The sequence below is a fragment of the Pontibacterium sp. genome (assembly GCF_041587635.1).
GTDB lineage: Bacteria > Pseudomonadota > Gammaproteobacteria > Pseudomonadales > Balneatricaceae > Pontibacterium.
The window spans coordinates 1-2,835 of the sequence record NZ_JBFGYC010000528.1 but is presented as its reverse complement, the minus strand read 5'-3'; the positions used below and the strand labels follow the sequence as shown (position 1 = coordinate 2,835).

Sequence of the window (2,835 nt, the reverse complement as noted above, 5' to 3'; positions counted from 1 at the left end):
CTGGGTCTTTAGGTGTGTTATCCACCACATAATGTTCATCCGTGGTATCCACCAGCGTATGCTCGTCTTCACTGATATTACGCCCGGAGACATCTTCATAGAAGTAGTGAGATCCGACAAAGCTGGTACGCTTATCCCCCGCTGAGATCCGCTTGACCAGGTCCAGACTGGGCAGGTAGAGCCAGCGATCATCATCGCTCGTGGTATGTTTCGCGACCATAAATACGGTGTTACGAACATCTGCCGGACGGCTAAAGGCCACAAGAAAGTCCTGATCACCGCCATCGGCACGGTCATACCGCAGAATCGTAAACTGACGGGTCTGCTTTCGCCCTTGCCCGTCAGTGATCACCATCCGCGCCTCAGACCGACCGTCGTTTGCTTTGTAATAGGCGGCGAGATTCGACTGACTCACAATCTCGTTTACATCCGTCATATCAGCAGCCTGAGCAGACGTCACCACAGGTGTTATGGCCAATGCGGCCGTTAAAAACAGGGAGCGAATCAGATCAGACATTCTGTTTCTCCTTCTTCATACCAAACAGAGCATTTTTGTTTCGGATGCTATCCATCACCGCAGGCAACAGCAGGACGGTAACGACAGCAGACACCGCCATGATGGTGGCTAAAAAGAAGCCCACCGTGATGTATGGGACCAACGGGGCAAACAAGAGCGGTGTAAAGCCAACGGCGACAACGACCGCATTGCGGCTAATCGCCCTTGCCGGACCTTTATACACCTCTTCAATAGTGAGCTGCCATTCGCCCGTTTCACGATAAATTGCGCGGGTTCGCTCAAGGAAATGGATCGCGAAATCGACGGACAATCCCAACGTCAGCGCACTCAGCACCGCAATTGGCATGTCGTAATCCTTGCCAATCAGACCAATCAGGCCATAGATAAACAGGATCGTCACGGTCAGCGGCAACATGGACAACAGACCAATTTTCACCGAGCGGAACAAGAACACCATCATCAACAGCACCATCGCAAAGGCGCTCAGTAAGCTGTTCAACATCCCATTCACCATCTGATCCTGCCAGACGACGTTGATATAGGTGAGACCGGCCCAGTTTGCCTCAACACCTTGTGGCAACGGATTGGCCGCAACGTAGCGATCAACCAGTTCAATCACTTGGCTCATGTCCTGGTTATCACCGCTTTTCAGCTGCAACCAGAGCACACTGGATCGGTAATCTGGCGTCACCATATGCCATAGGTCGTTGGGACGGTGTGAGGACTGATAGCTCAGAATCGTTTGAGCTGCCGCTGACGCATTACCCGGCAAAGTGTATTGCTCGGCATCTCCGCCGTTCAGCTCACGATATACCGTCTTTAATAACGTCGGCAGACCGTTCGATTTACCAATCAACTCCGATGCATTCAGGTGTGCTTGTAAGCTATCCAGATACTCCAGCGCTTCCGGCGTCAGAAAGTACTTGGCACTTTGCTGAGCGTCTTCGGTCACCGCCATGAGTTTCAGCCACAATGCTTCCTGCTCCGGCCGGTTATACGATGCTTCATCAAACACGTTGATCAAGTTATCGGTATAGGTCTGAAATTGCTCGTTTTCAGCCTGCGCCAGGATATCGGACAACGCCGTCGCCACGGCAGAATCACCCGCAGCTGCCTGGGTCAGTGCCTGCTTAAGAGATACACGTTCTTCGGACAGGTCCTGCTTTTCCAACACCAGATAGGCTTCATAGGTGCCAGAAAAATGAGCGTTCATCACTATGTCTGCAACCCGCAAACGGTGATCCTCTTTGAACCAGCGAATCGGGTTATCGTTAATCTGAATCTGACTGACACCGTAAGCCGACACCATCACCAACGCGATGAAGCCAATGACCAGGCCCTTTGCTCGTGCCAGAGAGAACTGACCCGCCTTCACCAACAAACGACCCAACGCAGAGTTGTCTTCTTCTTCGATGTTGTGATCTTTGAGTGCGGCCAGACGTTTTTCAGACAAACTCACAATGTATGCAGGTACAAAAATAATCGTCAGGATAAAGGCCAGAAGAATACCCACGGCCACATGCAGACCAAAGATCTGTACCGGAGGAATCGGCGTAAATGCCAACGATGCAAAGCCGACGGCGGACGTCACTGAGGTATACAACATCGGCGTAAACAGATGACTCAACACCTCCGCCAACGCTTTGCGTGGATTTTCGCCAGGACGGTAGCGATCAGCAAACTCGGACAGGATATGCACCGAATCCACCACCGCAATAGGCATTAAAAATATCGGGATCATCGAACTCATGATATGCACGGTGTAACCCTGCCCGATCAGCAGGCCCATCGTGATTATCACCGTCGCCATCGCCACAATCATCGGTGCGGTGATCAGCAGGAATGAGCGGAAGAACACCCACATCAGGATAAAGATCATCAAGCCCGCCAGTGGCGCAGAGATCGCCATCTGGATAAACATCTCCACTCCAAAGGTATCTTCTGCCACGGGCAAACCGGCCATATAGTATTGATTCTGGCTATCCAGCGTATCAATGACCGTCTGAATCTCTTGCGAGAGCCGGTAGCTTTCTGATTTCGATTCGATCGGTATATAGATCGCCGCGGCTTTGCCATCCTCCGCCACCAAGGTGTTCTGTAACAACGGCAACCGGGCTACAGCCTCTTGAATACGGGTTACCTGGGCATCCGTTTGCGGAGCCATTTTCATCATCCATTCGAAACGGATGCTACCTAGTCCTTCCTGAGAGATGTTGTCTACGGTATCCAGTGCCATCAGGTCCTGACGCACCACACCGTCCATCTTCTGAATCTCGGATGACAATGAATGCAGATCAGTCAGCGTCTGGCTGTTGTAT

General features: G+C 51.7%; 2 protein-coding genes. Both read right to left on the bottom strand.

Going from position 1 to position 2,835, the window contains the following annotated elements; translation table 11 throughout:
- The coding region (locus tag ABYW01_RS18510; protein ID WP_372835711.1) for an outer membrane lipoprotein-sorting protein at window positions 1-517 on the bottom strand (517 nt) is incomplete at its 3' end.
- Window positions 510-2,835: RND family transporter (locus tag ABYW01_RS18505; protein WP_372835708.1), on the bottom strand; the 2,326-nt coding region annotated here is incomplete at its 5' end. The genes ABYW01_RS18505 and ABYW01_RS18510, both read right to left, overlap by 8 nt.